This is a genomic window from Thalassospira sp. CH_XMU1458, from assembly GCF_037027205.1.
GTDB lineage: Bacteria > Pseudomonadota > Alphaproteobacteria > Rhodospirillales > Thalassospiraceae > Thalassospira > Thalassospira tepidiphila.
Genome location: NZ_JAYMDW010000002.1, coordinates 325,252 through 348,920, shown reverse-complemented (window position 1 = coordinate 348,920; position 23,669 = coordinate 325,252). Strand labels below are relative to the sequence as shown.

Genomic DNA, 23,669 nt, shown 5'->3' with positions numbered 1-23,669 from the left:
GGTCGTAATGTCCGCTGTTAAACGCAAAAAACGGGACGGGCGCAACCGCGCCCGTTTCGCTTCCGGCCCGACGGGAACTTTCCTGCGGCTGGTATTCTCGCTTGCCATTACATTTTTTGGCCTGCTGCTTGTCACATTCCTGATTGGTCGCGTCTTGCCGATTGATCCGGTGCTGGCCGCTGTTGGTGATCATGCATCGCAAAGCACGTACAACCGCGTGCGAGAAGAAATGGGGCTTAACCTGCCGCTTTGGCAGCAATTTTTTATCTATGTTTCCAATGTCTTGCAGGGCGATTTCGGCCAATCTGTGCTGACCTCCAACTCTGTGCTTTACGACATCAAGCGCGTCTTCCCTGCAACCCTTGAACTGGCAACCATTGCCACGATCATCGGTGTTGCATTGGGTATTCCCGCTGGCGTCTTTGCCGCCATCAACAAGGGCAAATGGCCGGACCACGTGGTTCGCGTGATCGGTCTCGCCGGCCATTCCATGCCGATCTTCTGGCTGGGTCTGATGGGGCTTCTGGTATTTTACATGAAGCTCGACTGGGTCGCGGGTCCAGGGCGTCTTGATTCGTTCTATGTCGATTTCATTGAACCCACCACAGGTCTGATGCTGGTTGATACCCTGATCGAAGGCGACATAGACCTGTTCTGGAATGCGGTTTCGCACATTGTTCTGCCTGCCTCGATCCTGGCCTATTTCTCGTTGGCCTATATCGCCCGCATGACCCGTTCCTTCATGCTCGAACAGCTTAGTCAGGAATACATCCTGACCGCCCGGGTCAAAGGCATTTCCGAACATCGCATCATCTGGCGTCACGCTCTTGGCAATGTCATGGTTCCGCTCGTAACAGTGATTGCCCTGTCATACGCCAACCTGCTCGAAGGATCGGTTTTGACCGAGATCGTTTTCGCTTGGCCGGGGCTTGGCCTTTACATCACCAACTCGTTGCTCAACGCCGATATGAATGCGGTTCTCGGTGGCACGATTGTGGTCGGTGCGGTCTTTATCAGCGTGAACATGCTTTCTGACGTGCTTTACCGCCTGCTCGACCCCAGAGCGCGGAGATAATCATGACAACACAAACAAACACTTCGCAAACCGGCCTGAAACAATGGCTGACATCTGATGCGCCGCAATCGCGCTGGCAGGCAAAATGTGGCCGCGTCTGGCTGGGCTGGTTGAAATTTACCGAAAACAAGCTTGCCATGATCGGTCTTTCGATCGTGATCGGCCTTATTCTGGTAACGATCTTTGCCCCGCTTCTCGCCCCTTATGATCCGCTGGCAGCTGACCTTACCAACCGTATTCAGCCGCCCGGCGCCGAACACTGGTTTGGCACGGATCAGCTGGGCCGTGACATCCTGTCGCGTGTGATCTTTGGCGCGCAATATACCCTGCTGATCGTTGGCCTCGTGGCAATTACCGCCGCCCCGGTCGGGCTTCTGGTGGGCACAGCCGCCGGGTTCTTTGGCGGTTGGATTGATGCGACCCTGATGCGCATCACCGACGTCTTTCTGGCGTTCCCGAAATTGATCCTGGCGCTGGCCTTTGTGGCCGCCCTCGGCCCGGGGATCGAAAATGCCATTCTTGCCATCGCGGTTACCGCATGGCCGCCCTATGCCCGTATCGCACGGGCTGAAACCATCACGGTGCGCAAATCCGACTTCATCGAAGCCGCCCGTCTTCAGGGCACATCGAATATGGGCCTGATAACCGGTCACATCATGCCGATGTGCATCAGCTCGCTTGTTGTGCGTGTCACCCTTGATATGGCGGGTATGATCCTGATTGCAGCTGGTCTTGGCTTCCTTGGTCTTGGTGCACAGCCGCCGATGCCGGAATGGGGAGCAATGGTTTCTGATGGCCGTCAGTTCCTGCTTGAACAATGGTGGGTTGCCACGGTTCCTGGGATTGCCATTCTGATTGTCAGCCTTGGCTTTAACCTTCTGGGTGATGGCCTGCGTGATGTTCTTGACCCGCGTGGAGGCGATTGATCATGTCCAATGAAACTCTTCTGTCGGTCAAAAACCTCGAAGTCACCTTCAACACGCCTAAGGGTGATGTGCATGCCGTGCGTGGCGTCTCGTTTGATCTTGGCTGTGAACGGCTTGGAATTGTGGGCGAATCCGGGTCTGGCAAATCCCAGACCGGGCGCGCCATACTTGGTCTGACTGCAGCCAACGGTAAAATTACCGCTGATCAAATGACCTTCCATGATGTCGATCTGGCAAACCTGACGCCCAAACAATGGCGCAAGGTACGCGGTGCGCGCATTTCCATGATCATGCAGGACCCAAAATATTCACTGAACCCTGTCATGACGATTGGCGATCAAATCATCGAGGCCTACCGCGAACACCACAAGGTCAACGCCAAGGAAGCCCGCCACCGCGCGATTGATATGCTTGATGCGGTTAAAATCCGCGATCCAGAGCGCGTGTTTAATTCCTACCCGCATGAGGTATCCGGCGGCATGGGGCAACGCGTCATGATCGCCATGATGCTGATCCCTGATCCCGAACTGATCATTGCCGATGAACCTACCTCGGCCCTTGATGTCACCGTGCAGCTTCAGGTGATGGCGATCCTTGATGATCTGGTGCGCGATCGTGGTATGGCGCTGATTTTCATCAGTCACGACCTGCAACTGGTTTCAAGCTTCTGCGACCGTGTGCTGGTGATGTATCAGGGCCATGTGGTCGAAGAAATCAAGGCCTCTGCCCTGCACGAAGCCAAACACCCCTACACCAAGGGACTTTTGAACTGCTTGCCGAAAATGGATGGCGATCATTCTGATCTGCCGATCCTTGAACGCGAAGCAAGCTGGGCCGAAGGTTAAGGGGTAGTCATATGATTGAAATCAACAAACTCAATGCCTGGTTTGACGACAACCACGTTCTCAAGGATGTCGATATCAAGGTTCCGAAAAACGGATCTTTCGGCCTCGTTGGTGAATCGGGATCGGGCAAATCGACGGTTCTTCGCACCATCACCGGCCTTGTCGATGACTGGGAAGGTGAAATTCTTGTCAACAACAAGGAACTTGGCCCCACGCGCGACAAGACATTCTATCGCCTTGTGCAGATGGTGTTTCAGGACCCGTTCGGATCGCTTCATCCGCGCCATACCATTGACCGCATCCTGACCGAACCGGTCAATATCCACGGGCTTGGAAATTCCGATGCGCGTGTGGTACAGGCCCTTGAACAGGTCGGGCTCGATAACTCGTTCCGCTTCCGCTATCCCCACCAGCTTTCCGGTGGGCAGCGCCAGCGTGTCGCGATTGCCCGCGCCCTGATCCTTGAACCCAAGATCCTGTTGCTCGATGAACCGACCTCGGCCCTTGATGTGTCCATTCAGGCCGAAGTGCTTAATCTTCTGTCGCGCTTGCGCCGCGAACTTGGTCTGACCTACATTATGGTCAGTCACGACCTCGCCGTGGTGGCCCATATGTGCGACGATATTGCCATCATGAACCATGGTCGTATTGTTGAACGCGCCACCGCAAGCCAACTCGCAGATGGCAGACTTGAACATCCCTACTCGCAACAACTTTACAAGGCTGCCGGCGGCTATGACCGCGCCGTTGTCGACAGCTTTGTCGACTGGGACTGAACGGAGACACCATGACTTCCGCCACCACACTGAGCTTCGCAACACCCTTCGCCCCGGCCGACAGCAAACTTGCCAATTACCAACGCCGGCATATCCCGTCTTTCACGTGGGATGCGCATGCTTGCCTTCCGCTTGATGAAAAGACGCCGATAGACCTGCTTGATACCTATGTTGCCGGTCATATCGACTATGTCTGCGTCAATGTCGGCATGGATATGAACAGCATTGCCCACATCCTGCGCGTGATCGCCGCCTTCCGCGCCAAGATCGCCGCGCACCCTGACAAATACATGCAGATCGAGAAATTCGAGGATCTGGCGATTGCCAAATCCAAGGGCCTGCTCGGCGTCGGATTTGATCTTGAAGGCTCGGTCATGCTCCAGGACATGCCAGAAATGGTGCCGGTCTTTGCCAAGCTTGGCGTCAAGCAGATCCACTTTGCCTATAACCGTAACAATTCGGTCTCTGGGGGCTGTCATGATGTCGACATCCCGCTGACCGATCTGGGTGTTGAAATGGTCAAGGCCGTGAACACCAGCGGCATGATCATGGATTGCTCCCACACCGGGCGGCAAAGCTCGCTTGATATCATGCGGGTCTCATCCAAACCGGTCGTCTTCAGCCACGCCAATCCCAAGGAATTGGGGGGGCATGAACGCTGCGTGGATGATGAACAGATCAAGGCCTGTGCCGATACCGGTGGTGTGATCGGCATTTGCGGCTTCCAGCGTTTCATTAAATCCAAAAACGTGCCGGAAGTCCCCGACATGATCCGCCATATCAAATATGCGGTTGAACTGGTCGGGATTGATCATGTCGGTATCGGGCTTGATACCATGCCATCCGTCGCAGGCACCAACGACTTTCCGGACGGGGTGGACAAGGACTTCTATTGGCCCGCCGCCAGTGGCTATGGCCCTGCAGCCGGTGGGGCTGCGGTGTTCGATCCTCGCAAGCTCCCTGCCCTTGCAGATGCCCTGATTTCGATTGGCTATTCACCCGATGATGTCGATAAAATCATGGGCCAAAACTTCATGCGTGTTGCCAAGGCAAGCTGGTAACAAGGCGCCACACCCGGCCCCGGGCTTCGGCCCGGGGACATGGGCAGACGTTTCGATCTAATTTGAAACCGTGACAGATTGCCCAGCCTTAACAGGCAGTTCGATTGTTAACTCTGCACCACCAAATGCGTGCACCAGATCACCTGCCCGCACCGTTACACCTTTGATATCGGGCGGGATCGTCACACCGGATAGAGACCGGGTAAAGGGCTGCTCATTGACATGCGGATGGGCCAGAGCCCTTTCCCCAATGATCGTCCCGTCCGGCCCGATCACCTGCCAAACATTGGCATAATGATCCCAACCCGTGTCGTCATGCGCCACAGTCACATCAAACCGATAGGTATTCTCGTCGGTCTTGGTCGCCTTGGCCGCAACCACATCGGCCTCGCCCGCGTTGGCCAGCATGGGAAACAACAAAGCCCCGCAGACAAGAACCAGACGGGTCAACAGCGTGGACACAGTGCGGCTCTGCATGGCGGGGCTCCTGAATTTGATCTCGCGAGGGTTTAGGCGTCTGCCTCATCCTTGCGTACCGGGCGTGGTCGACCTTCGGCGTCAATCGCGACAAAGGTAAATGTCGCCTCGGTCACCTTGATGCGTGGCGGCTGATTGCGACGGAGCACCCAGGATTCGAGGTGTAGCACAATCGATGTATTGCCGATCTTCTCGATGTCGCCATAAACGCAAACTGTATCGCCGACATAAACCGGGCGATGGAACGTCATGCCGTCCACTGCGATGGTCGCAACACGCCCTTCGGCGACCTGACTTGCCATCACGCCACCGGCGATATCCATCTGCGACATCAGCCAACCACCGAAAATATCGCCACTCGGGTTGGTATCGGCGGGCATGGCAAGGGTTCGGGTGCAAAGTTCACCGCGCGGCATCGTGCTTTCCGCAAGAAGGGATTGATCTTTCTCAGTCGCCATCAGGCTCACTCCAGTTGGCGGCACGCCTGTTACGACACGCCATTTTTTTATTGGACCTCCCGGTCGCGGTTTTCTGCGTCCAAGCCCGACAAAATTATGGTCGGAAGTCGCGACCATCACTTGCATTGGATTCAAAAACACATTTTTATGGTCGGTGCGCACCGATCATCTGGTACGAACCGATAAAGATATGGTACTCGTTTAGCGCCGAGGCTTCCAAGACCATAATATCGAAGAACAGATATACGGTATTGGACCTTGTTTTAACACAATAAAAGAAGTTGCGTTCCGGGGCATGACCGACCTTTTTGAAGATTCAAACCAGTCCACCGATAAAGCCTATTCCGCCAAGGATATTGAAGTTCTCGAGGGCCTTGAGCCCGTCCGTCGACGCCCCGGTATGTATATCGGCGGCACCGATGATGCCGCATTGCATCATCTGGTCGCGGAAATTCTCGACAACTCGATGGACGAAGCGGTTGCTGGCCACGCCGACTGGATCGAACTGGAATTGCAGCCAGACAATACTGTGCTGGTGCGCGATAACGGGCGTGGTATTCCGACCGACCCGCATCCGAAATTTCCCGACAAATCAGCACTTGAGGTGATCCTGACCACCCTGCACTCGGGTGGCAAGTTCTCTGGCAAGGCCTATGAGACCTCGGGCGGTTTGCACGGTGTCGGTATGTCGGTGGTGAACGCGCTGACCGACAAATTCCGCGTTGAAGTCTGCCGTGATCGCAAGATGGTGTTTCAGGAATATTCCAAGGGCACGCCGCTGGGGCCGCTTCAGGATGGCGGTGCAATCAACAATCGTCGCGGCACCACGGTTATTTTCAGACCCGACCCCGAGATCTTCGGCACCCGCGCCAAGCTCAAGGCAGCGACCATCTTCCGTATGGCGCGCTCCAAAGCCTATCTCTACAAGGGTGTTGAAATCCGCTGGTCGGTTGACCCAAGCCTTCTGACCAGTGACGACCCGACCCCGCAACAAGAAGTCCTGAAGTTCCCGAACGGCATTCTCGATTACCTCGAGATGACGCTTGAAGGCCGCGAGATGGTTACAGACCGTCCGTTCGCAGGCGAAGCCAAGTTTTCTGAAAGTGCCGGGCGTGTTGAATGGGCGATTGGCTGGCCAGAAAGCGGCGAAGGCTATTTCCATTCCTATTGTAACACCGTCCCCACCCCGCTTGGCGGCACGCACGAGGCCGGTTTCCGCTATGCTATCACCAAGGCGATCAAGGCCTATGGCGATATGCTGGGTCAGAAAAAGGCCGCAGCCATCACCGCCGAGGACGTCTTTGGCGGCGGCTGCATCATGCTGTCGGTGTTTATTCCCGATCCGCAATTCCAGGGCCAGACCAAGGAAAAGCTGGGCACCCAAGGTGCAACCAAACTGGTTGAAACCGCGGTGCGTGACCACTTTGACCACTGGCTGACAGGCGACACCGAAAACGCCAAGCGTCTGTTGGAACGCATTATCCTGCGCGCCGAGGAACGTCAGCGCCGCAAGGAGAAAAAGGAAACCAAACGTCAGTCGGCGACCCGTCGCCTGCGCCTTCCGGGCAAGCTTGCTGACTGTTCGCGTTCAATCGCGGCTGGCACCGAAATCTTCCTGGTGGAGGGTGACTCTGCAGGTGGCTCTGCCAAACAGGCCCGTGACCGCGAAACGCAGGCCGTCCTGCCGCTGCGCGGTAAGATCCTGAACGTTGCGTCGGCGACCTATGAAAAGATGATGGCCAACCAGGAAATCAAGGACATGATCGAAGCCTTTGGCTGCGGTTCGGGATCCGATTTCCGGCTGGGTGATCTGCGCTATGAACGCATCATCATCATGACCGATGCTGACGTCGATGGCGCACATATCGCATCCCTTCTGATGACCTTCTTCTATCAGGAAATGCCTGGCCTGATCGAAAACGGCCATCTGTATCTGGCGATGCCGCCACTTTACCGCCTGACCCAAGGTGGCAAGTCGATCTACGCCATGGATGACGCCGAAAAGGAAGTCATCCTCGAAACCGAGTTCAAGAACCCGAACAAGGTCGAGATTTCCCGATTTAAGGGTCTGGGTGAAATGCCGCCGCAACAGCTGCGCGAAACCACCATGGCACACAAGAAACGTACACTTCTGCGTGTTACCCTGCCCGATGCAGCCGAACCGGATGCCCGCGGACAGACCAAGGATCTTGTGACCCGCCTTATGGGCAAAAAGCCGGAGCTGCGCTTCCAGTTCATTCAGGAACACGCCCGCTTCGTCGAGGATATCGACGTCTGATCGGCATCTCGAAATACCAACAAAACCCGGCCTTTGTGCCGGTTTTTTTGTTTTCTACCCTTAAAAATCGGCGCAACCGCGTGACTTTGGCAATTTCCCGACAATATCTAGGGATAGGTTCTTTGGTCTCAGCAAGCCTGAAAGGATGAAAGTCATGTCCGCGCCCGCATCGCGACTGTCAAAATTGACACGCCCGTTTTCAATCGCTGTTGCTGCAAGTGGTCTGCTTGCGCTTGCCGGTTGCAACATCGCCGTGATCGAACGTGCCCATTATGAGGTCACCGAAGTCGACAGCTTCCGGACAGCCGGCGCGCCAAGCCGTGTGATGATGCTTGAAATCGTTGATGCCAATAACACCTTCACCGATGATTTCTGGAGTGCGGCCATGTCAAACCATGGCTACCCGCCGCGTCTGCGCTTTGTCACTGATCCGGCCGACATTGCAGATGGGGAAACCATCAAGCAGGAAAACCGTATGGTTGCCGTCGTCAATCCGGAACAATCCACCATGCGGGGCAAGCTCTGCACTGACCCAAAATCTCTTCCCATGGATGATACAAGTGATCGCGTTACGGTCCGTTTCGGCTTCTGTGTCGGGGATAAAATCATTTCGGAAACCCGCGCACACTTCAATACGGCCCAGTTTGCCGAACAGGTCGAAAACAACGCTGACACGGTCAACTATCAGCTCTTCCCGCGTCATATGCGCAACAATGACGATCGTTATTGCAGCCCGTTCTTGCCAAGCTGCTAACGCACCAAAAGCCCTGCTAGTGACCGGGCAAACTCGACGGGCTGCTCAAGTGGCACATAATGCCCCGCACCTGCAAATTCCTGGTAGGTCGCACCAGGGATGGCATCGGCCATTTCCCGCTGGCTTTCAGGGCTTATAATCCGGTCATGCGTACCGACAACAACGCTGCATGGCACGGCAATATTGCCAAGATCCGTCATGCTGTCCGGACGGGTCGCAACCGCATGATTCTGTCGTTCAAACACACCTACCCCGCATGCGTCGCCCATTGCAGTCAACAGGGAAACCAACCCGGCATTATTGCGGTTATCGGGGTGAAGCATCTCATCAAGCATGCCGTCATTGACCGCAACAAACGGCGTCTTGCCCGCGACAATGCGCGACAGCAACAAACGACGACGTCGCACCGCCTCACTGTCGGCCGTTGCCCTTGTATTGACCAGCATCAGGTGACTGACGCGTTCCGGGGCCTGACGCAGGATTTCAAAGGCGGCATAGCCACCCATCGACATAGCGACCAGCGCAAAGCGATCCGGAGTGGTTTCCAGGACCGCACGCGCCATATCCGCAACCGTATCCTGATCAAACAATTCACAGAATACCGGCATAAGTGCGGGCTTGGTCGGATCGTCAATATCGCCATATGCGGTAATCGCAGGATGCCACATACGCTGATCGGCCAGCATGCCTGACAAAAACACAACGGGCACGCCATCGCCTTCGGCGTGCCCGGTAGCCTTCTTTGAGGTCGAGCTCATTTAATCAGCGCGCTCAGTTCCTTGAACTCCGGCGTGCCTGCCACCCGAAGCCATTCAAACATCACGCTTTCGCGGGTCACGATTTTGGCGCCAGCATCGCGCATGCGCTCAAGACCGAAAATCTTGTCATGCTGGCTGCGCGATGTCACCGCATCAGAGACGACATAAACTTCCCGACCGCGTTCGATCAGGTCCATCACCGTTTGCAGCACACAGACATGGGTTTCCATGCCGGCAACCACCACCTGATCACGCCCCTGATTTTCTTCCATTTTTTCGATGAATCCGTCGGCCGGAACGGCGGAAAATGCCACCTTGGAAACGACATTGCCGCCATCAGCAGCATCACCCGGCTTTTCCAGAAGGTCGACAATCGGCTTGGCCGTATGACCAAGCCCCTTGGGATACTGTTCGGTGACGATCACCGGCACCTCAAGGCGATTGGCGCATTTGACCAGAAAACAGCAATTGGCGATGATCTGATCCGGTTCCAGACAGGCCGGATAGAGTTTTTCCTGAACGTCGATTATCAGCAAACTTGAACGGGTTGCGTCCATCAGCACTGTTTTTCTCCCCGAGTATGAGCTGTTGTGGCAGATTACGCTGTCAAATTGTTGCAAACAAGCCTCTCAAAGCCCGCCGAATGGGTTTTCCAAGGCAATTAAGCGGCGTTTTTCTTGACTTAATTAAGGGTTGGCTTTACGACGCAATCAGATTTCTAGCGATCCGCTTAACCTTAACGCATTTCTTTGCGGGAAAACGAACCATATGAATTTCGCCGATCTCGGTCTGAGCGAAGATATCCTCAAAGCCGTCGCAGACGCCGGCTACGACACCCCAACCCCGATCCAGGCCCAAGCTATTCCGTCGGTGCTGATGGCACGCGACATTCTGGGCTGTGCGCAAACGGGTACGGGCAAAACGGCCAGCTTCACCCTGCCGATGCTTGATATTCTCCATCATGGTCGGGCCCGCATGCGGATGCCGCGTTCCATCATTCTGGAGCCGACCCGCGAACTGGCCACCCAGGTTGCTGCAAACTTTGACACCTATGGCAAATATATCTCGCTGTCCAAGGCGTTGATTATTGGCGGCGAATCTGCTGCCGAGCAAGGCAAGGTCCTTGAAAAAGGTGCCGATGTCATCATCGCGACCCCGGGCCGCCTGATTGATACGTTTGAGCGCGGAAAGCTGCTACTGTCTGATTGCAAACTGCTTGTGATTGACGAAGCCGACCGCATGCTCGACATGGGCTTCATTCCCGACATCGAAAAGATCGTCAACATGCTGCCCAAGCAGCGCCAGACGCTTTTCTTCTCGGCGACCATGCCCAAGGAAATCAAACGCCTTGCCGACAAGTTCCTGTCCAATCCCAAGGAAATCACCGTATCGCCGCCTTCAACGATGGCAACAACGGTCGAACACAAGCTCCTTGTCCTGGACGACTTCGACAAGCGCGAAGCCCTGCGCCGCCTGATCCGCGCCGAAGATGTTCGCAACGCTTTTGTGTTCTGTAACCGCAAAAAAGACGTCGACATTCTCTATAAATCGCTGACCAAGCACGGCTTCAATGCCGGTCGCATGCATGGCGATCTGGCGCAAAGCGAACGTACTGAAACGCTGGCAAAGTTCAAAACCGGCGAGATCACCCTTCTGGTCTGCTCGGACGTGGCCGCACGCGGCATTGACGTCGCCGATGTTTCGCACGTCTTTAACTTTGACGTACCGTTCAACGCCGAAGATTACGTCCACCGTACCGGTCGTACCGGTCGCGCAGGCCGCGATGGCAAGGCCTTTACCCTGGCCGTGCCAGAGGATGGCAAACTTGTTGCTGCGATCAACAAGTCCATCAACATGGACATCCCGCTGACCGAACTTGAAGGCATCGAGACGCTGGAGCTGGACTTTACCGGCAAGAAGCGTCGCAACAAGAAAAGCCGCAAGCCCACCAATACGCGTGACGACAAACCCGCCCGTCCGGCAAGATCGGATAAAAAGGAAGCGGCTACTGACGCTCCGTCACCGGCCAAATCCGAGGCGCAACCGCAAAAAGACGCCGATGCCCCAAAGGCACCAGCACGCGACGCGCGTAATAACGCGGGCAACACTGATCGCAACCGCACCGAGCGTCCGGATCGGACCGAGCGTAATGATCGCAACGATCGGAATGACCGTAACAACCGCAACAATCGCCGTGATCGTGACGACCGCGATGACAAAACAGTCATCGGCTTTGGCGATCACGTTCCAAGCTTCCTTCTGACCGAAGTGCCGGCCTCAAGCCTTGGCAAAAAGCCTTCTGACGACGAAGAAGAAGCACCGAAAAAGACCACCACAGCCAAGCGCAAGCCTGCTGCTGAAAAGTCGAAATCAACGTCGGCCAGAAAGCCGCGCCGTTCGACCAAAAAGGCCAGCGACGAAGCACCGGCAGAGGATGCTGCACCAGTAGCAACCGAGGCACCGGCTGAGACCGCAAGCGACGCAAAGTCTGACGCAGCACCGGCCAAGGAAGTCAAAAAACGCGCACCGCGCCGTCCGCGTAAGAAAGCTGCCCCAAAGGCAGAAACGGCTGACAAGGCTGCGGATACCGCCCAGACATCAGCAGAACCGGCCCCGGCAGAAAGCGAGAGCTAAGCCCGCCGCGCGTTCGCAAATCAAAAAGGCCGTCAGAGTAATCTGGCGGCCTTTTGTCTATCTGGTGGGTATCTGTGCTTGGTTTAGGCGTTAAACCGCGCGGAACAATCCGGTGGATGTCGGTTTTTCCGGGCGACGTTTGCGCATCAGTTTCAGCATCGTCTCGATCGTGATCGACAGCAATGTGGCATGGGTGATCTCTTCGATCTCGTCCATCACCATCGAAAGCGCCGCACCGGCATTGGTGTTCTGCACGATGCTGTTGGACGGGCTTGTGCCGACCTCTTCAAACAACTGCACAACATCCAAAAGTGTGGTGCGCTTGGCATTGCCACAGAAACGATAACCGCCACCGGCCCCACGAACCGATTCAACCAGCCCCGCCCGACCCAGATCACGCAGGACCTTTGCCAGATGGTTGGTCGAAATATTGTAACGCTCGGCAATTTCCGATGCCGAAAGCTGGCGGTCGGTATCTTCGGCCAGTTCCAGCACGGCATAGAGGGCAAACAGCGTCGCCTTTTGCAAGGACATCATCGGCTTATTCCCCCTCTTCCATATCTGTTTCCAGCTGGATGAACGGCCCCGCCATCATGCCCTGCGCGCGGAAGAACGACATCAAATCGGTCGCATCGCGCGGGATCATGGTGCGGATTTTGGTCACCCCGGCCTTGCGGAAACAGCGGCAGATTTCGTTATAAAGGATGGTACCGATCCCGCCCATGCGCAGGTCCGGTTCGACACTAACGGTGCCAACCCAGCCACACGGCACGGAATTGAATTCCCACGACCGGACTTCACCGAAAATGCAGCCCAGAAGCGTTCCGTTTTCTTCGGCAATCAGGAAGAAACGGGAATCCTTGCGGTTGCCATAACGGGTAAACAGATCGTCCCAGTAATCCGGCTTGCGCAGTCCCGTGGTCCGGTCATCAAGATCGACAACATTGGCGAGATCTGCCTGAACCGCCGGACGAATATTGATTTTATGCTCGCCAATTGTAACCAGGTTATATCCCGGCGTGTTTTGCGCAGCGTCCACCATACGTGCCTTTCAGTATATCGGCTGCCAATGTCAGACCAGTGTCAGACAGTGCCAACCTCCCCCGGGCTCCCGGCAGGAGAATAATCACAATCGAAATAAGTAAATTGGTACGATTATACTACACTGCCCGGATGGCACACGGCAACGATAACTTCCGCTGCAGATGCTCACAACTGCAGGCATTCCAAGGAATTGAAGGTCATACTTGCATTGCTTGCCTGTTGCAAGTCTTAGGCATGCACGATGCGGCTATGATCTGTTGCACCGCATTGCGATCATATACAGGATTTCGACGTAAAAATTGCACCGTTTGGCGACGCAAAGATTGACAGAAACGCGAAGTCATGGCTTATCGCGCAGCAGAAATTATGTACGCCCGGTCGGGAATTTGGCAAAATCCACCCTTCCGAAAATACGGTTCTCCGGGCGAATTTCGGCCCGTTATCTTATCGTCCAAAGGAGTGTGGCACGCTATGGCGCGCAACGGTTTCGACGCAATTGATCGCAAAATTCTTCGTGAAATTCAGGAAGACGGTCGAATCTCCATGGTCGAACTGGCTGACAAGGTCGGCCTGTCCGTTTCCCCCTGCCTGCGGCGTCTGCGCAAGCTCGAGGAAAGTGGCGTCATCCGCAAATATGTCGCCCTGCTGGACCCGGCCCATCTTCGCCTTGGTGTGAATGTCTTTGTCACCGTATCGCTGACCCAGCATGACGAACCGTCGCTCCGCCGCTTTGAAACGGCAGTGCAGGAACACCCGGAAATCGTTGATTGCTATGCCATGGTCGGCAATCAGGACTACATGATGCGCATCGTTGTGCCCGATCCCGCCGCCTATCAGCGCTTCCTGTCCGAAGTCATGATGAAGCTGCCCGGCGTCGCCAACATGAAATCAAGCTTCACGCTCCACGAAGTCAAAAACAGCACCACCCTGCCGGTCGCCGACGCCGACTAACATTGGATCGATCCCCGCCATCACCGACGTGATAGCGAAATAACCAAATCTGCCACCGTCATCCCCGCGAAGGCGGGGACCTTGATCAGCAAGTACCGAACCTTACAAGCGCTCTACGCCACAGCCTGACGCTGCTTGGGAATGATCGTCGGGAACAGCACCGCCAGTGTCAGCCCGCGCAGCAGGAAGAACCCGTTAAACGCGGCCCACAGAAAATGGTTGCTGCCCATCACCACGGCCCACCAGGCAAACCCGGCATAAATCGCGACTGACAGCAACATCATGTTGCGCCAATGCTTGGTCTGCATCGCGCCCAGAAACACCCCGTCAAACTGAAAGCCCAATACCCCGGTAATCGGCAATACCACCGCCCACATCAGATATTCATAGGATGCGCTGCGGACTTCCGGAATGCTTGTAAGGGCATCAATGATCCAAGGCCCCGATGCGGCAAACAGGGCTGCCATCACCACGGCTGAAACAATCCCCCAAACGGTCGTCTTGCGCACCGCCCACAGGAACTGCTTGCGCTTTTCCGCGCCATAGGCCTGCCCGACAAGGGTTTCTGCCGCATGGGCAAAACCATCAAGGGCAAATGACCCGAACATCAGGAAGTTTTGCAAAACCGCATTGGCGGCAAGCGTCACCTCGCCAAACCGGGCGGAGAAAGTGGTAAACAGTGCAAAGGCCGATGTCAGCGCCATGGTGCGGATAAAGATATCGCCATTAATCTTCATCAGCCGGGCCAGTTGCGCGCGATCAAAAAGACCAATCCCGCGCCAGGTCCCACCCAATCTTTTCAGATGCGGCTGCATCAAAAACCAGCCCAACACCACACCGGAATAATCGGCAATCACCGTGGCACCCGCCACTCCGCGCACATCCCAGCCGAACCCTTGCACAAACAGGATATCAAGGATGATGTTCAGCGAATTAAGGACCACCTGAAAAATAAACACTGCCCGGCTGTCACGCATCGCCAACAACCAGCCCAGCATGCAATATTGCATCAGCGTTGCCGGCGACGCCCAGATCCGGACATGGAAATAATCGCGTGCGGCGGCCTCGACCGCCGGTGTCGGCGCAATCAGGCTCATAGCCAGTTCAATGATCGGCCATTGCAACACCATCACCGCCAAGCCGGCAACCACCGCAATCAGGGCCGCGCGGGCAAATACTGCCCGCACACCATTCGGGTCACGCCGCCCATAAGCTTGGGCCGCAAGGCCCGTGGTGGCCATGCGCAAGAAGCCAAAGCTCCAGAACACATAGGAAAAAATAAGCGCGCCAACCGCAACCGCCCCGATATAATGCGGGCTATCGAGATGTCCGACCACAGCCGTATCGACCGCGCCAAGCAACGGAACAGTCGCATTGGAAAGAATAATCGGCAGGGTCAACGCCAGAACGCGTCGATCACCCTTGCCGAACCAGCGGCGCGTGCGGTTCATTTGGACCTCGGTCTATGGATCATGCTGTGGGGCATCCGGGCGAACCGGAAGAATTCTTGTGGCACAGATTACCAGGCGGCAAAAGGCACCTTTTAATGACCGGCTGTCCAAAAAATCCACATCGTTAACTTTTTGTCCCGCCTCATGCAGCTTGTGCGCGAATTGTCTTCGCAAATCGGACTCCGTAATCGGCTGCCTGCCACAGGACGTCCAAACATCAAAAACAGGAAAATCAAATAACTATTTGTTTTTATTTACTAAAATTAACCACAGAACATCTGCATCTTTTAAATTAGAAAACTCAAAAAATCTATACTGAGGAATAAGCACCCAAGACCAAAACTGATGTTTTTGACATTTTACAGGATAATTTTCCCCAAACCTGCTTTTCCATCCACAAAGTTATCCACAGGCCATGACGGTTTGTGGGTTTCCTGCAATCACGGCCGTCCGGGAACCTTTGGTTTTGTGACAAAAAATGCTGGTGGTCAGTCGACTGCATTGCTAAGCAGGTGCAAAGGGAAATTCAGGAAAGCACGCATGAGCACCGACACATTGTTATCTGGTCCGGCCAAACCGGCTGCCTCGGGCACCACCAAAAGCGTTGTCATCTTTCTGCATGGCTATGGTGCGGATGGAAATGACCTGATCGGTTTGGCGCCGCATCTGGCACGCGCCCTGCCCGACACCACCTTTTATTCACCAAACGCGCCCTTCCCGTGCGAAATGTCGCCGTTCGGACGCCAGTGGTTCAGTCTGGCCGAATATGATCCCGAATTCCTGCGTCGCGCGCCGGAAACCATGTCTGGCGCCCTTGCTGCCATGGCCGAAGGTGCACGCAAAAGTGCTGCCTATGTCGATGACTTCATCGATCACGTCATGGAAACGCATGGCGTGTCTGCGGACAAAGTCGCACTGGTTGGCTTTTCGCAAGGAACGATGATGTCCCTGCAAACCGCCCCCCGGCGCGATCATGAAATCGCCGGCGTTGTCGGCTTTTCCGGTGCATTGCTTGGCGAACAGACTTTTGGTGCTGAAATCAAATCCCGTCCGCCGATAGTGCTTGTGCATGGCACTGCCGACCCGGTGGTACCGATCGAGGCATCGCGTCTTGCCAAGGATACGCTTGCTGCCAATGGCATTGAAGTCAGCCTTCATGAACGCCCTGGCCTGCAACATGGCATTGACGAAGAAGGCCTTCGCATTGCCATCGACTTCCTCGGCAAACGGCTTCACTGATCAGATACCTCTTCCCCACCGGATTGGCAAAAAGCACCTTTCTTAAACGTCAGGTGCTTTTTTTCTGCCTGATCGCTCCAACATAAGAGCAGCAAAGCTGCGATTTCCGACGCACGCTGTCTACACCACAACCCACAAATTCTTTTTGTGCCAGTGTGTTACGAACATTCGGCTTGCAAAAAGTTGATGCAATCAACCACGATAAAACCTATACTTTTCAACATTATATAGTTTTAAACTATACCAAAGAACATATCTGAGAATAACTTCGCGCGCCTTCGCGCCACGAATAGCAAGAAAACGGGAACCGATCATGCTTCAGAACATAAGAATTGGTCAGAAAGTCGCCAGTTTGTCGCTACTGTCCTTGATCGCCTTGCTGGCGATTGCAGCTCTTGAACTTCAAACTTTGCGCAGCGGGTTGCTTGAAGACCGCAAAGACAAAATTCAGGCAACTGTTTCAATGCTGGTAACCGCCGCCCAGTCCTATCAGGACCGCGTAAGCAGCGGCGAACTTACCCAGGAAGAAGCCACGACCGATTTTTACCGCTGGAGCACAGCGGCAAGGTTTGACGAAGGCACTGGCTATTTCTTTGCCTATGATGAAAACGGTATCAACAAGTTGCATGGCGCCAAACCGTCACTTAACGGCACGGATATGAGTCAGGTAAAAGACCCGACCGGCAACTTTATTGTGCAGGATCTTCTCGCCGCAGCTCAAAACCCCGAAGGCGGTTTCTTCTCTTACTACTGGCCAAAACCCGGCGAGCCCGAAGACAAACTGTTCGAGAAATTGTCCTATTCCGCCATGCTCCCCTGGGGCCACGCAATCGGAACCGGTATCTATATTGACGATGTTGATGCCGCGTTCTGGGAACAGGCCATCTTTTTGATGGTCATCATCGCCATCGTTGTTGCCCTGATGATTGTATTCTCACTTGCGATCGGGCGTAATATTACCGGTGGACTGAATAAACTGTCGGCCCGCATGACCGAAATCGCCAGTGGCAAACTTGAAGGCGAAATCGAAGGACAGGACCGTGGTGACGAAGTTGGTGACATGGCCCGCACCGTGGTCGCCTTCCGCCAGCAGGCACTTGAAAACCAGAAGCTGCAAACCCGCCAGCAAGAGCTTGAGGCACAGGCCGACAAGCAACGCCGTCAGGACATCACCGATATGGCCGACAGCCTTGAATCGCGTGTCAAAGGCTTGATCCGTTCGATCTCGGGCTCGATCACCGAGATGAAAAAAGCCACATCTTCGATGGAAGAAGCCAGCAACACCAACAGTTCTCTCTCTGCGGCTGTGGCATCTGCAACCACCCAGACCTCGACCAACGTTCAGACTGTCTCTGCCGCGACCGAGGAACTCACAGCCTCAAGCGATGAAATCGCTCACCAGATTTCCCAATCGGCCGAAATCGCCAATCAGGCCAACGAACAGGCCACCCGCACCAACCAGACCGTTACTGGTTTGGCCGATGCGGCGCAGAAGATTGGCGATGTTGCCAAGCTGATCGGGGACATCGCCGAACAGACCAACCTGCTGGCCCTTAACGCCACCATCGAGGCGGCACGTGCCGGGGACGCTGGCAAGGGCTTTGCCGTTGTGGCAAGCGAGGTCAAAAACCTTGCCAACCAGACCGCCAAGGCGACCGAGGAAATCAATCAGCAGATCCTCTCGGTTCAGAATGAAACCGGCGAAGCGGTTGAGGCGATCCGTCTGATTTCCGAAACCATCGCACAGGTCGCCGATAGCTCAACCGCGATTGCAGCAGCAGTCGAAGAACAGCACGCCGCCATTGGCGAGATTTCGCGCAACGTTCAGCAGGCCGCTGATGGCACCAGCGAAGTCTCCCAGCGGATCGAGACCGTCAATGAAAATGCCGGTCGCGTATCGTCTGGCACCAGCCAGTTGGCCCAGTCGGCCGAAAAACTGGTCGACGAAGCAAAATCGCTTGATGAGGCGGTTGAACACTTCCTTGCCGATCTGCGCAAACGCGCAACCGACTGATCCGCATCAACACGCAAACCATCCGAAAGGCTAGGGCAGAAATGCCCTGGCCTTTTTTGATGGCTCCAAAACTTATAAATGACATTCAGTCAATATCTTAAACCGATACTGCAAGCCCATCGGTAAGTGCTACTTCGACGTTTGACTATGCATAAACCTACACTTTAGGTTAATCTCTCTTGCATATGATCTGAAACTACACCAATATATTCGTATATTTTGATTAACAAGCCCTCGTCTGGCGGAGAAACCATATGCTTGGCAATCTAAAGATTGGTTACAAAATCGTCATCTTGTCAGTCATCGCGCTCATGGGCGTCATCGTCGTTGGCGGGCTTCAGCTCTCCACCCTGCGAGATGCACTGCTTGAAGATCGCAAGGACAAGATCCGGTCCACCACCAACTACATCACTTCAATCGCGCAGTCCTATCAGGACAAGGTTGATGCTGGCGTTCTCAGTCAGGAAGACGCAATCAGCCAATTCTACGAGTTGGCCGGTGCCGGCAAATATGACGGCAAGATCGGATATTTCTTTGTCTTTGCGACCAACGGTATAACCGAAATGCATGGCGCCAATCCAGCACTTGTCGGTAAAAGCCTGAACGATGCGCAAGATTCCCAGGGCAATTATTTCATCCGCAATCTGATCGCGTCCGGTAACAAGGCTGGCGGCGGCTTCTCGTCCTATCACTGGCCCAAACCCGGTGAAGATGAAAAACTGACCTTCGAAAAGCTGTCCTTTGCTGAACCCCTGCCATGGGGCTCAATCATCGGTACGGGCATCTATATTGATGACGTCGATGCGGCTTTCCGTGAACAGGCAACATTTGTTGTCATCATTGGCGGTGTCATTCTGTTGATCCTGACGCTGGCCGGGCTGGCCATTGGTCGTGATATTACAGGCGGACTTAAAACCCTTTCGGCCCGGATGCGGATTATCTCGTCTGGTGATCTCGAAGGCGAAATCGAAGGCCAGGGCCGCAAGGACGAAGTCGGCGACATGGCACGCACCGTGGTTTCTTTCCGCGAGCAGGCGCTTGAAAACCGCAAGCTTCAGGAAAATCAGCGTGCGCTTGATGAACAAGCCGAAGAAAATCAGCGTAAAGCTGTGATGGAAATGGCCGATTCTCTTGACGTCAAGGTCAAGGGCCTGATCAGTTCGATCTCCAGATCGATCAAGGACATGCAATCAGCCACCGATGAAATGCGCAGCGCAACCAACATGAACAGCGAATTGTCAGCCGCTGTTGCCTCGGCAACCACCCAGACATCAAGCAACGTTCAGACAGTCTCCGCCGCGACCGAGGAACTGTCCGCATCCTCCGATGAAATCGCCCAGCAGATTGCAACCTCGGCAAATATCGCAAATCAGGCCAATGAACAGGCGACCCGCACCAACCAGACCGTAACCGGCCTGTCCGAGGCCGCCCAGCGGATTGGCGACGTCGCAAGTCTGATTGGTGACATTGCCGAACAAACCAACCTGCTGGCCCTGAACGCCACCATCGAGGCCGCCCGTGCCGGTGATGCCGGCAAGGGCTTTGCCGTTGTAGCAAGCGAAGTCAAAAACCTTGCCAACCAGACCGCCAAGGCGACCGAGGAAATCAACCAGCAGATCCTGGCTGTTCAGAACGAAACCACCGAGGCGGTTGATGCCATCCGTCTGATTTCTGAAACCATCGCCCAGGTCGCTGACAGCTCAACCGCGATTGCGGCTGCGGTCGAAGAACAGCACGCCGCCATCGGCGAGATTTCACGCAGCGTTCAGCAGGCAGCTGACGGCACGCGCGAAGTATCCGAACGCATCGAGACGGTTAACAGCAACGCCGGCAAAGTATCTTCGGGTACCAACCAGCTTGCCAGTACGGCCGAAAAACTGGTCTCGGAGGCAGTCGCCCTTGATGACGCTGTTGAGGCCTTCCTCGATAACTTGCGCAAAAGCGCAACCAAATAAACGCACGCACCAAGTAATTCAGGACACGTGCAAAAAGCCGCCCCGGATCGTCTCCCGGGCGGCTTTCTTTTCGGGTGGTCAGGCTTGTGCCAGCTTACGGACGCATGGCCTCGATCTCGATTTTGATGGTCACAGCGTCACCAACCTGTGACGTGTCCTGCCATTGGCCCTGCCCGACACCAAAGTCCGTGCGGTTAATCGTCACCGTTCCTTCGGCTTCGGCTTTGTTGCCTTCGATCTCAAGATCAAACGGCAAGGTCACTTCGCGGGTGACATCACGGATCGTCAAATCAGCAACCGCTTCGTATTTGCCCGGCGCAACTTCGCTAAAGGACTTGGTGGCAAACTTCGCGGTCGGCCATTGCGCCGCATCAAACCAGTCTGGCGAGACGATCTGACTGTCGCGGTCGCCATTACTGGTATTCACCGATGCAATATCAATCAGAACCTCGACCGAGGACCCGGCAAGGTCATCGGGTGAAAAGACGATATCGGCTTCAAAGGATTCGAACTTGCCTTCAAACGCCGCACCAAGCTGGGTGCCGGTAAATTCAATTTCGCTTTCGTTGGCGTCCACCACCCATTCGTCTGCGGCAAGTGCTGCCCCGGAAAAACCGGCGATGGTCGTGGCAATTGCCAATGCAGGCAGCATTTTGCGTTTCATCTGAAACATGTCAGTTTTCCTCGAGTTTGCCGGGCAACATACGCCGCAATGTCGCGTCGCGATCCCAAAAATGATGTTTGAGTGCAGCCAGAAAGTGAATACCGACCAGTCCGGCAACCGCCCAGGACAATGCCCAATGCACCGTGCGCAAGGTTTCAAACAGTTCCTGCTTGGGCGACACAAGATTGGGCAAGGTAAACAGGCCAAAGACGCTGACAGGGAAGTTCGCAGCCGACGACATGGTCCAACCGGTCAACGGCATGGCAAACATCAACAAATACAATCCCAGATGCCCGGCCTTTGCCGCCAGACGTTCGATCTGAAGTTTGCCAAGCTCGTGCGGGCTTGGTTCACTTACGCGCCAGATAACGCGCAGGATCACCAACGCCAGTACCGTTATGCCAAGTGACTTGTGGCGCGATATCCATTCCAGCTTTTCCATCCCCAACGGCAGGAAATCCATGTACCAGCCAATCGAAAAAACGCTGATGACAAGAAGCGCCATCACCCAGTGAAAGGTCTTGGTCACCGCGCCAAAGGCGTGCTTCGTACTGCGAATTGTCATAACCAGCTTTCCTTGCTGCCTGCCCATGTCTTGCCCGGGTCTGAAATGTGATGTGCGCCGCAGCAAATTTGCCACAGCGCACACCCGAAATCCAATAAAGCCGGATTACTTCTGCTTCAGGAATTCCGAAGAAATCTGAAGCGTTACTTCGTCACCAACGCCGGGCACGAGGAAGTCCATGCCGTAATCCGTACGGGTCACAACACCGTCAGCCGAGAAACCGACAACTTCGTCACCGGTCATCGGATGGGTGCCTTCACCGCTAAGGCTAACGTCAAGAACCAGCGGCTTGGTTTCGCCAAGAAGGGTCAGGTCGCCCGTGACGGTTGCCGCATTTTCACCAACCAGCTCAACCGAGGTGCTGGTGAAGGTCGCGGTCGGGAACTCTTCAACATTGAAGAAATCGGCAGTTTTCATATGGTTATCAAGCGCCTCGACACCACTGTCGATCTGGTTGAGATCAATCGTGATGGTAGCAGATGATGCCGACGGATTTTCGCGATCAAGGGTCAGCTCGCCGGTAACACCGTTAAAACGGCCCTGATAATCGGAGAAACCAAGATGGTTCACGATGAACAGAACACTGGTGTGGGTCGGATCCAGTTTATAGGTGTCGGCCGCCTGGGCCGAGAAAGCTGCACCAGAAAGACCGGCAACGACTGCCAGCGTTACGCCAGCTTTTTTAATTGAGTTAAACATTTTGAATTCCCTCATTTTCACAAGGTGCAAAGGCTCATTGCACCGCAATAAATCGTGAGGTGAGGATGACAGGCCTACCCGGCGCTCTCAAGCCAACGAAACCGCAACACATATTTTCGGTTTTGGAAACAATGGCAAAAACATTCGCCATATTCTTGACAATATAGCCCCAATCCCGTCGAAACGGCCGACCACGACACCATTGGTTTTTCGCCAATCCTGCAAAATTGCGCAGCGGCACCACAAAAAAAGCTGACCACATTTGCGGTCAGCTTGTTGCCAATCTGGATATGATCGGATTTATGGCTGCTCCGGGGCGGCCTGGCCTTGCGGGGCGGATTCGCCGCCGTTGGCATCGCCTTCGGCCGGATCAAGACATTCTTTCAGCCACACATCATAGACCGGATGTTCAAGGGCCGACAAACCGGGACTTGATGCGAACATCCAACCGGAAAACAGGTCTTTGCGGGGTGTGTTGCCATCTTCGCGAATGTCAGCAATATCAAGGAAAGTCGCACTTTCAGGGAGCTCTTCCGGGGGTGTTCGATAACATGCGTCCACCCGGATTTCGAGTGTCCCGAAACGCGCAACCTGCCCCACTGGCACCTCAAAGGTCGAAATGCGGGCAGTAATTTTATCCAGTCCCTGCAACTGGGCAACCGGGGCCGGGCGATAATCAAGCGCCGAAGACGCCGTTCCGATCATTGCACATGTCGAACAAATCGCGGCAATCGCAAAGGATCGTTTCATTGTGGTCTTCAGTCCTGTTCGTCGCTTTTGTTATAGGGATTGTGCAGTTCGGCAACCAGATCGCGCATCACATTACGGAACTGTTCTTCGTCACAGCCCATCAGAAGCGCATCTTCAAGCGCATCCTGCATGATCTCGCGCAGTTCGCCGAAATTGTCATTGAGAACCTTGATCTTTTCCACGCATGAAAGCGGCGAGCCATCGCTGGCCTGCCAGGTGGGAAAGTGATCAACATTTCCGGTCTTTTTCATCAACCGCTCCGACATTTGGGGCAAGGCAGGTCTCTGTTTGACTT

24 protein-coding genes are annotated in these 23,669 nt (G+C 54.9%); 12 read left to right on the top strand and 12 right to left on the bottom strand.

The annotated features are described in order from the left end of the window. Nucleotides 1–7: 7 nt before the first annotated feature. Genes WBY09_RS08955 through WBY09_RS08935 form a run of 5 tightly spaced genes read left to right on the top strand, consistent with a single transcriptional unit; the run spans nucleotide 8 to nucleotide 4,683 of the window. Nucleotides 8–1,075: an ABC transporter permease gene (locus WBY09_RS08955; RefSeq protein ID WP_008891485.1), complete on the top strand. Its 1,068-nt coding sequence runs from the start codon at nucleotides 8–10 to the stop codon at nucleotides 1,073–1,075. Nucleotides 1,076–1,077: 2 nt separating this feature from the next. Then, the gene (gene nikC, locus WBY09_RS08950; RefSeq protein WP_336232558.1) at nucleotides 1,078–2,001 is read left to right on the top strand and encodes a nickel transporter permease; all 924 of its coding nucleotides are present in this window, start codon (nucleotides 1,078–1,080) and stop codon (nucleotides 1,999–2,001) included. Between the two features lie 2 nt (nucleotides 2,002–2,003). After that, nucleotides 2,004–2,846 carry an ABC transporter ATP-binding protein gene (locus tag WBY09_RS08945; protein WP_008891483.1) on the top strand — a complete coding sequence of 281 codons (843 nt, stop codon included), beginning with the start codon at nucleotides 2,004–2,006 and terminating at the stop codon, nucleotides 2,844–2,846. Between the two features lie 11 nt (nucleotides 2,847–2,857). Continuing rightward, nucleotides 2,858–3,622, top strand: a complete 765-nt coding sequence (locus WBY09_RS08940) for an ABC transporter ATP-binding protein (protein WP_008891482.1) — start codon at nucleotides 2,858–2,860, stop codon at nucleotides 3,620–3,622. A gap of 11 nt (nucleotides 3,623–3,633) precedes the next feature. Continuing rightward, nucleotides 3,634–4,683, top strand: coding sequence for a dipeptidase (locus tag WBY09_RS08935; protein ID WP_336232557.1), 1,050 nt, complete (start codon nucleotides 3,634–3,636; stop codon nucleotides 4,681–4,683). 57 nt (nucleotides 4,684–4,740) lie between these two features. Here the strand turns inward: WBY09_RS08935 and WBY09_RS08930 are convergent, their stop codons facing one another. After that, on the bottom strand, nucleotides 4,741–5,160 hold the full coding sequence (locus WBY09_RS08930) for a hypothetical protein (protein WP_336232556.1): 420 nt from the start codon (nucleotides 5,158–5,160) through the stop codon (nucleotides 4,741–4,743). Between the two features lie 32 nt (nucleotides 5,161–5,192). Next, on the bottom strand, nucleotides 5,193–5,618 hold the full coding sequence (locus WBY09_RS08925) for an acyl-CoA thioesterase (RefSeq protein ID WP_008891479.1): 426 nt from the start codon (nucleotides 5,616–5,618) through the stop codon (nucleotides 5,193–5,195). A 295-nt stretch (nucleotides 5,619–5,913) separates the two neighbouring features. Between WBY09_RS08925 and parE the strand changes: the two genes are divergently transcribed. Then, nucleotides 5,914–7,896, top strand: coding sequence for a DNA topoisomerase IV subunit B (gene parE / locus WBY09_RS08920; protein WP_063087262.1), 1,983 nt, complete (start codon nucleotides 5,914–5,916; stop codon nucleotides 7,894–7,896). Nucleotides 7,897–8,050: 154 nt separating this feature from the next. Continuing rightward, a complete protein-coding gene (locus WBY09_RS08915; RefSeq protein ID WP_197145143.1) occupies nucleotides 8,051–8,650 on the top strand; it encodes a hypothetical protein in 600 nt (199 codons plus the stop codon). On the opposite strand, the gene WBY09_RS08910 is transcribed toward WBY09_RS08915, so the two are convergent. Both WBY09_RS08910 and WBY09_RS08905 read right to left on the bottom strand, forming a co-directional pair. Next, nucleotides 8,647–9,408 (bottom strand): alpha/beta fold hydrolase, encoded by a 762-nt coding sequence (locus WBY09_RS08910; RefSeq protein WP_197145144.1) that lies wholly within the window; start codon nucleotides 9,406–9,408, stop codon nucleotides 8,647–8,649. The genes WBY09_RS08915 and WBY09_RS08910 overlap by 4 nt on opposite strands. Next, nucleotides 9,405–9,965, bottom strand: a complete 561-nt coding sequence (locus WBY09_RS08905; protein ID WP_197147694.1) for a hydrolase — start codon at nucleotides 9,963–9,965, stop codon at nucleotides 9,405–9,407. The genes WBY09_RS08910 and WBY09_RS08905 overlap by 4 nt, the downstream gene beginning before the upstream one ends. A gap of 211 nt (nucleotides 9,966–10,176) precedes the next feature. Between WBY09_RS08905 and WBY09_RS08900 the strand changes: the two genes are divergently transcribed. Further along, on the top strand, nucleotides 10,177–12,042 hold the full coding sequence (locus WBY09_RS08900) for a DEAD/DEAH box helicase (RefSeq protein WP_197145145.1): 1,866 nt from the start codon (nucleotides 10,177–10,179) through the stop codon (nucleotides 12,040–12,042). 90 nt (nucleotides 12,043–12,132) lie between these two features. Here the strand turns inward: WBY09_RS08900 and WBY09_RS08895 are convergent, their stop codons facing one another. Beyond that, complete coding sequence (locus WBY09_RS08895) at nucleotides 12,133–12,579, bottom strand: Rrf2 family transcriptional regulator (protein WP_008891472.1); 447 nt, start codon at nucleotides 12,577–12,579, stop codon at nucleotides 12,133–12,135. Nucleotides 12,580–12,583: 4 nt separating this feature from the next. After that, entirely contained in the window at nucleotides 12,584–13,084 is a 501-nt protein-coding gene (locus tag WBY09_RS08890) for a GNAT family N-acetyltransferase (RefSeq protein ID WP_063087257.1), read from the bottom strand. 473 nt (nucleotides 13,085–13,557) lie between these two features. Here WBY09_RS08890 and WBY09_RS08885 point away from each other — a divergent pair, with 473 nt between their 5' ends. Then, the gene (locus WBY09_RS08885) at nucleotides 13,558–14,037 is read left to right on the top strand and encodes an Lrp/AsnC family transcriptional regulator (RefSeq protein WP_008891470.1); all 480 of its coding nucleotides are present in this window, start codon (nucleotides 13,558–13,560) and stop codon (nucleotides 14,035–14,037) included. Between the two features lie 113 nt (nucleotides 14,038–14,150). Here the strand turns inward: WBY09_RS08885 and WBY09_RS08880 are convergent, their stop codons facing one another. Further along, on the bottom strand, nucleotides 14,151–15,488 hold the full coding sequence (locus WBY09_RS08880; RefSeq protein ID WP_336232554.1) for an MATE family efflux transporter: 1,338 nt from the start codon (nucleotides 15,486–15,488) through the stop codon (nucleotides 14,151–14,153). 540 nt (nucleotides 15,489–16,028) lie between these two features. Here WBY09_RS08880 and WBY09_RS08875 point away from each other — a divergent pair. The 3 genes from WBY09_RS08875 (at nucleotide 16,029) to WBY09_RS08865 (ending at nucleotide 20,696) form a co-directional block, all read left to right on the top strand. After that, nucleotides 16,029–16,727 (top strand): alpha/beta hydrolase, encoded by a 699-nt coding sequence (locus WBY09_RS08875; protein WP_336232553.1) that lies wholly within the window; start codon nucleotides 16,029–16,031, stop codon nucleotides 16,725–16,727. Nucleotides 16,728–17,040: 313 nt separating this feature from the next. Beyond that, nucleotides 17,041–18,741: a methyl-accepting chemotaxis protein gene (locus WBY09_RS08870; protein ID WP_336232552.1), complete on the top strand. Its 1,701-nt coding sequence runs from the start codon at nucleotides 17,041–17,043 to the stop codon at nucleotides 18,739–18,741. 254 nt (nucleotides 18,742–18,995) lie between these two features. Continuing rightward, nucleotides 18,996–20,696, top strand: a complete 1,701-nt coding sequence (locus WBY09_RS08865) for a methyl-accepting chemotaxis protein (protein ID WP_336232551.1) — start codon at nucleotides 18,996–18,998, stop codon at nucleotides 20,694–20,696. Between the two features lie 94 nt (nucleotides 20,697–20,790). Here WBY09_RS08865 and WBY09_RS08860 read toward each other — a convergent pair whose 3' ends face one another. The 5 genes from WBY09_RS08860 to WBY09_RS08840 all read right to left on the bottom strand — a co-directional run bounded on the left by WBY09_RS08860 (nucleotide 20,791) and on the right by WBY09_RS08840 (nucleotide 23,625). Further along, nucleotides 20,791–21,369, bottom strand: coding sequence for a YceI family protein (locus tag WBY09_RS08860; RefSeq protein WP_336232550.1), 579 nt, complete (start codon nucleotides 21,367–21,369; stop codon nucleotides 20,791–20,793). 1 nt (nucleotide 21,370) lies between these two features. Next, nucleotides 21,371–21,925: a cytochrome b gene (locus tag WBY09_RS08855; RefSeq protein WP_336232549.1), complete on the bottom strand. Its 555-nt coding sequence runs from the start codon at nucleotides 21,923–21,925 to the stop codon at nucleotides 21,371–21,373. A gap of 105 nt (nucleotides 21,926–22,030) precedes the next feature. Further along, entirely contained in the window at nucleotides 22,031–22,624 is a 594-nt protein-coding gene (locus tag WBY09_RS08850) for a YceI family protein (protein ID WP_336232548.1), read from the bottom strand. A 300-nt stretch (nucleotides 22,625–22,924) separates the two neighbouring features. After that, nucleotides 22,925–23,374 carry a DUF2155 domain-containing protein gene (locus tag WBY09_RS08845; RefSeq protein WP_120224964.1) on the bottom strand — a complete coding sequence of 150 codons (450 nt, stop codon included), beginning with the start codon at nucleotides 23,372–23,374 and terminating at the stop codon, nucleotides 22,925–22,927. 8 nt (nucleotides 23,375–23,382) lie between these two features. Further along, on the bottom strand, nucleotides 23,383–23,625 hold the full coding sequence (locus tag WBY09_RS08840; RefSeq protein WP_008891461.1) for a hypothetical protein: 243 nt from the start codon (nucleotides 23,623–23,625) through the stop codon (nucleotides 23,383–23,385). Between the last annotated feature and the right edge of the window lie 44 nt (nucleotides 23,626–23,669).